The 5,761-nt window shown below is 52.5% G+C and carries 7 protein-coding genes; 5 read left to right on the top strand and 2 right to left on the bottom strand.

Features of this window, described 5'->3' with window-relative positions; translation table 11 throughout:
* The coding region (locus O6944_11330; GenBank protein MCZ6719728.1) for a M23 family metallopeptidase at nucleotides 1-249 on the top strand (249 nt) is incomplete at its 5' end.
* Nucleotides 250-404: 155 nt separating this feature from the next.
* Here the strand turns inward: O6944_11330 and O6944_11325 are convergent.
* The gene (locus tag O6944_11325) at nucleotides 405-1,139 is read right to left on the bottom strand and encodes a DUF3108 domain-containing protein (GenBank protein MCZ6719727.1); all 735 of its coding nucleotides are present in this window, start codon (nucleotides 1,137-1,139) and stop codon (nucleotides 405-407) included.
* A gap of 95 nt (nucleotides 1,140-1,234) precedes the next feature.
* On the opposite strand from O6944_11325, the gene hldE reads away from it, so the two are divergent.
* The 4 genes from hldE (at nucleotide 1,235) to O6944_11305 (ending at nucleotide 5,435) form a co-directional block, all read left to right on the top strand.
* Complete coding sequence (gene hldE, locus O6944_11320; GenBank protein MCZ6719726.1) at nucleotides 1,235-2,674, top strand: bifunctional D-glycero-beta-D-manno-heptose-7-phosphate kinase/D-glycero-beta-D-manno-heptose 1-phosphate adenylyltransferase HldE; 1,440 nt, start codon at nucleotides 1,235-1,237, stop codon at nucleotides 2,672-2,674.
* 6 nt (nucleotides 2,675-2,680) lie between these two features.
* Nucleotides 2,681-3,667 carry an ADP-glyceromanno-heptose 6-epimerase gene (gene rfaD / locus O6944_11315; protein MCZ6719725.1) on the top strand — a complete coding sequence of 329 codons (987 nt, stop codon included), beginning with the start codon at nucleotides 2,681-2,683 and terminating at the stop codon, nucleotides 3,665-3,667.
* 66 nt (nucleotides 3,668-3,733) lie between these two features.
* Nucleotides 3,734-5,002, top strand: coding sequence for a lipid IV(A) 3-deoxy-D-manno-octulosonic acid transferase (gene waaA, locus O6944_11310; protein MCZ6719724.1), 1,269 nt, complete (start codon nucleotides 3,734-3,736; stop codon nucleotides 5,000-5,002).
* Between the two features lie 64 nt (nucleotides 5,003-5,066).
* Nucleotides 5,067-5,435, top strand: coding sequence for a hypothetical protein (locus tag O6944_11305; GenBank protein MCZ6719723.1), 369 nt, complete (start codon nucleotides 5,067-5,069; stop codon nucleotides 5,433-5,435).
* A 108-nt stretch (nucleotides 5,436-5,543) separates the two neighbouring features.
* Here O6944_11305 and O6944_11300 read toward each other — a convergent pair.
* Nucleotides 5,544-5,761, bottom strand: a 218-nt coding sequence (locus O6944_11300; protein ID MCZ6719722.1) for a thiosulfate oxidation carrier complex protein SoxZ, incomplete at its 5' end; no start/stop codon positions are given.

Here is a 5,761-nt window from a genome sequence, read left to right as displayed (position 1 = left end):
GGGGTCGTGACGTGGTCTGGTCGGCGCTACAGTTATGGGGACATGGTAGAGGTCAACCATGGGAATGGTTATGTGACGCGGTATGCGCATAACCAGCAGAATCTTGTCGGTATTGGGGAGAAAGTTGAGAAGGGCCAGGTGATTGCGGTGATGGGGAGTAGTGGCCGTTCCACGGGCCCCCATGTGCATTTCGAAGTGCTCCACAATGGCAAGGCCGTCAATCCTAAGCAGTATCTTGTTGTAAACTGAGGGCCGGTCTTCCGGTCACCTTAGATAGGGTGTTTATCAGCCCGTTGAAAACGATCAATGCTGATATTAAATTCGAGAACGGCGATCAACCAACGCTTTAAATATTCTCCTAAGTAATAATTTTTGTTACCGTGCGACTGGCAATTTCAACGTTTCTAGTGAGGATTGGTCAACGGCGGGTCTAGTCCACTGAGCTCGTCAATGAGAAAGGTCGTAACCGTTCCGTCTTTGTCTAAGTATTCCAAGCGCACCGCTAAATAGTGTAAGTCGGTTGCGCACCACACCGTGGTTTTGCGCTTGCTGTTGGGTTTTTGGCGTTGTAGCTTGAGTGTTTGCAGCTTGCCGAGCGGCGTGTCGATGATTTCCTCACCAAGCAGCGTGATGTCGTATGTCTTGAGCCTGCCGCCAGCGGCAATCTTATAGGATAGGGCGCGTTTACCGGCCTCAAGGTCTTGCATTAGCACATATTGGTAGAGCAGATCGTCGTATACGTTAGGCCCAAGCGCTACTCGCCACGGCGCATCTTCACTGGTGTTTCTAATCTCCCCATTTGTCCAGTCATATTCAAGAGTGATATCACGAACTCTATTGCTTCCAGATTGATGATACTGATACTCCAATGGCCGCATTGCGTGTCCATCATATGTCCAGTGAGTTTCTTCGACGACATGCACTTTATAGAACAGTGCAACAATACCTGTGGTCCTAGTCCGTGATCGGAAGATGTATTCGCCATTTCCGGTCGCAATCAGGCTGCGCGTCATTGCTCCAAGTTTGATGCCGTACCGGTGCAGCGCATAAGTAGCCTCGAAGGGCTGGGGAAGCGAATGACTCGCGTACGCTGGCCCCAATAACGTTAGGCAAACGCAAAGCCAGAAAAGGTTTTTCATGCATTGACTTCCAATAGCGTGCTCCACAGTTGTGGTAAGATGGCGTGCCGAAATGCGAGTTCAATTTATATTGAGAGCCAGGTGTGGGCAAGTGAATGAGCCTTTCTCCTGACAACTTTGCCAGTGCCCGTGTCTTGGTCGTGGGTGACGTTATTCTCGACCGCTATGTCTACGGAGAGACCACGCGAATTTCCCCCGAGGCACCTGTTCCCATCGTGCGGGTCCAAGACACGGAGGAGAGGCCAGGGGGTGCGGGGAATGTGGCATTGAACATCAATAGCCTCGGCGGGCAGGCAATTCTGGTCGGTGTCACAGGGAGCGACGAGGCGGCGGACACCCTACATCGAGCGCTTTCCAAAAGCGGGGTCACGTGCCAGTTTGTACGCTGTGAGGGCTTTCCAACAGTCACCAAGCTCAGGGTCTTGAGTCAGCACCAGCAACTGATTCGCCTAGATTACGAAGGTGATGCCCAGCTCGTGGAGCCCGATGCTTTAGTACCAGCTTACCGGCAACAACTTGAATGCGTCGATGTGGTGGTGCTGTCAGATTACGCCAAGGGCAGTCTGACGGGGGTAAGGCGCTTTATCGACCTTGCAAAGGATGCCGATAAGCCAGTGCTGGTGGACCCGAAAGGGGCAGACTTTGCCAGGTACCAAGGCGCCACACTTTTAACGCCCAATTTGAAAGAGTTTGAAGCCGTTGTCGGGGCATGCAGAAAGCCCGAGGAAATCGTGAGCAAGGGTGAGTCGCTGATTGATGCGCTTGAACTTGAGGCGATCTTGGTAACCCGCGGAGAGCATGGGATGACGTTGATCCAAAAAGGGCACGAGGCTATACACTTACCCGCCCATGCACGGGATGTGTTCGACGTAACGGGAGCCGGCGATACTGTTATCGGTGTATTAGCGACTTCCTTGGCGGTGCAACACGATATGGTTCAGGCGACCGCACTCGCCAATATGGCGGCGGGCCTTGTTGTCGGCAAGTTGGGGGCAGCGACTGTAACAGCAACAGAGCTGCATGCTGCACTGCATGACCAACACGAGTACAAGACAGGCATAGTGACCGAGGAAGGACTGATGGCAGCAGTCAAAGCGGCCAAACTACGCGGGGAGACCATTGTCATGACCAACGGTTGCTTCGATCTCCTGCATGTTGGCCATGTTCGCTACCTTAGCGATGCCAAACAGTTGGGCGATCGCCTCATTGTGGCTGTCAATGATGATGCGTCGGTACATCAGCTGAAAGGCCCAGACAGGCCGGTCAATCCCTTGGAGCACCGCATGACCGTGTTGGAGGCCCTTGCTGCCGTGGATTGGGTGGTCCCCTTTTCGGAAGAAACACCCGAGCGCCTGATCTGTCGTGTCAAGCCGGATGCTTTGGTTAAAGGTGGGGACTACAAACCGAACCAGGTGGCTGGCGGCAAGTACGTCGAGCAAAGTGGTGGAAGGGTCGTCATTATTCCTTTAAAAGAGGGGGCATCGACCACGGGTATTATTAATGCAGCCCGGGACGCAGGGGCAGTGGAGGGATAAACGTTCATGATCGTCGTGACTGGCGCAGCGGGTTTCATCGGAAGCAATCTCGTCAAGGCTTTGAATCAGCGAGGACGCAACGACATCTTCGCAGTGGATGATCTCACAGACGCTAGTAAGTTCAGGAATCTAACCGATTGCGATCTATTGGATTATATCGATAAGGATACGTTTGTTGAACAGATCGAGTTTGGAACCGAGCTACCCGATCGTATTGAAGCGATAATTCATCAGGGCGCTTGCACGGATACGACGGAATGGGACGGCCGCTTTATGATGCAAAACAATTATGTTTATTCAAAAGTTCTCTTGGCTTATTGCCAAGAGAACGGGATTCCATTTATCTACGCGTCGAGTGCGGCGGTGTATGGGAATGGTCAGGTGTTTCACGAATCTCGTGACTGTGAATTACCACTCAATGTCTACGGCTACTCTAAGTTTTTGTTTGATCAGTATGTGCGGCAGATTCTACGTAGCGGTAAATCTCAGATAGTCGGGCTGCGTTACTTTAATGTCTATGGACCTAGGGAGCAGCACAAAGGATCGATGGCTAGCGTGGCCTATCATTTCAATAATCAACTGCTAGAAAGCGGGCGTATGCGCCTATTTAAGGGCAGCGACGGGTATGGCGATGGCGAGCAGCGACGTGACTTTGTCTATGTTGATGATGTCGTTGCGATTAACCTTTGGTTTCTTGAGCACCCCGATAAGTCGGGGATTTTCAACGTGGGAACCGGGCAAAGTCAAAGTTTTAACGACGTGGCACGAGCGATCATCCAATGGCACGGTCGAGGTGAGATCGAATACATTCTGTTTCCAGAAGACCTTAAGGGCTGCTATCAGTCTTTTACCGAAGCGGATATAACAAACCTGCGCAGAGCAGGTAATGAACAGCCGTTTAGGGATGTAGCTACAGGGATTAGTAACTATTTAGAATGGCTTAATCAGGAGTATCCCGTGCTGCATCGTACGCCCACGGTCCGTGGGGTCTAGGCCTGCTACCCCCGGTACGGTAGGTCCGTGGGCGGTAACGCGCGCATCCGCATATCTTCATTTGTCTTGAGATTTCTCTATACGCTCATTCTCTATTTGGGTACTCCGTTGCTGTTGGCGCATGCGGGGTGGACGGGGTGGCGCAATCCTGCCCATTGGCGGCGTTTACCTGAGCGCTTCGGTTTCTCTACTGCTGTACCACAAGCTGGAAACACGGTTTGGCTGCATGCAGCTTCTGTTGGGGAAGTAGAGGCGGCAATACCTTTGATACAGGCAGTACGGGAACGTTATCCCACTTTGCAGCTCGTTATTACAACGATGACGCCGACAGGTGCCCAGCACGCGGAGCAGCGCCTGGAGGGCCAGGCCGTTCATCGGTTTCTTCCCTATGATCTCCCAAGTGCCGTCGACCGATTTTTAAAACGTGTTGGGCCGCGGCTTGCTCTGGTGATGGAGACAGAGTTATGGCCGAACCTCTTTGAAGCTTGTGGCAGGCAAGGGGTTCCCATTATTCTTGTGAACGCGCGCATGTCTGAGCGATCTGTCGTCGGTTATCGACGCGTGGCCGAGTTGACAAGAGCGACTCTATCAAAGGTGAGAGCAGTTGCGGCGCAGAGTCGCTTGGATGCGGACCGGTTTATATCGCTTGGCGTTGAGCCGAGTAAGGTGACAGTCGCTGGCAGTATAAAATTTGATACCCGGCTGCCGAAGGGTCTTATCGAAAAGGCGGCATCCTTGCGACGCTTTCTTGGGATCGATCGGCCTGTGTGGATCGCCGCCAGTACCCATAATAATGAGGAGACCATGATCCTGGACGCCTTTGAGCATGTGTTAGCTGTGCACCCATCCTGTCTTTTGATCATTGCCCCGCGTCACCGAGAGCGCTTTGCAAGAGTGGCAACGCTTTGTAAGAAACGCGGTTTCAATACGGTGAGAGCCAGTGACGACAAAGCCTACGATCCCAACACGCAGGTATTTATTGTGGACTCATTGGGCGATCTGCCCATGTATTATGCAGTATCAGATATTGCCTTTGTGGGTGGGAGTCTTGTTCCCAGGGGCGGTCATAATATGCTCGAACCTGCCAGCTTGGGCGTCCCCGTAGTGATGGGCCCGCATCTCTCTAACTTCGAGGAAATCAGCGGGTGGTTGCTGGGTGTGGGGGCGGCGTGGGTCGTCAATGATGTTGGGGAACTGGCGAGCAAGGTTCTGAGTCTGCTGGCTGATTCCAGTCTTCGCCAGCGGACTGGAGAGATGGGCAGGCGGGTTGTCGATGAGCACCGTGGAAGCGTGGAACGAATCATGACTCTATTAAGCCCTTATCTCACTGCTTAACATGTTTTAGAAATCTGTTAACATCCTGGCCAGCAACACAACGCCAGAGATTGGAGATATCCGAATGTCAGTTCTAAAACGTTTGATCATGGTAGCCCTGTTTTCCCCATTGCCTCTTTTTGCTAATGACTTTCCCACCATTGATCGCGTCGACTATGTCTTGCGATGCATGGAGGCAGAAGGCGGCCAGAGCGTCGAGACGCTCTTCCAGTGTTCATGTCGTCTCGATGTAATCGCGCAGCATGTATCATTTGATGAGTACGATGCGGCAAACACCTTCGCAAGGTTTAAGAAGATGCCAGGGGAGAAAGGGGGATTATTCCGTGACAATGCCTATGGGGAAGAGCTAGGAAAGAAGCTTGAACAAGCAGAAGTAGAAGGGGAAAAACGCTGTTTCATTGCCGTCAGACGATCCGAAAGCGCAGAACCATAAAACCTACAGAGGTTTCGCCTGTCGGTTTAACGACGGGAGTGTGCGTCGCGATTAGCTTGGAATAGTTGTTATGCGCAGGGGCGTTATCCTGACTCCCTTTTTACATGCCTATAATCGCACGCTGTAGGAGCTGGTAAAGCGTTCCTCCTTGGTGTCAATCACCTCGACGGTGAGCTCGCCATCCTGGTGTGGCACGAAGAAAAAGCGGAAGCTTGGATTCTGGCTGATGGCAAATGTTGTCTCGGCGCTGAGGACCGGCTGGCCGTCAAAGCTGACCTTGATCTCCTTGACGAAGTAGGGCGGCGGTTTCATCCGCCTCACCTGGT

This window comes from Gammaproteobacteria bacterium, from assembly GCA_027296625.1.
Classification (GTDB): Bacteria; Pseudomonadota; Gammaproteobacteria; order JAKEHO01; family JAKEHO01; genus JAKEHO01.
The sequence above is the reverse complement of the archived record's forward strand: the minus strand, read 5'-3'. Positions and strand labels throughout refer to the sequence as shown.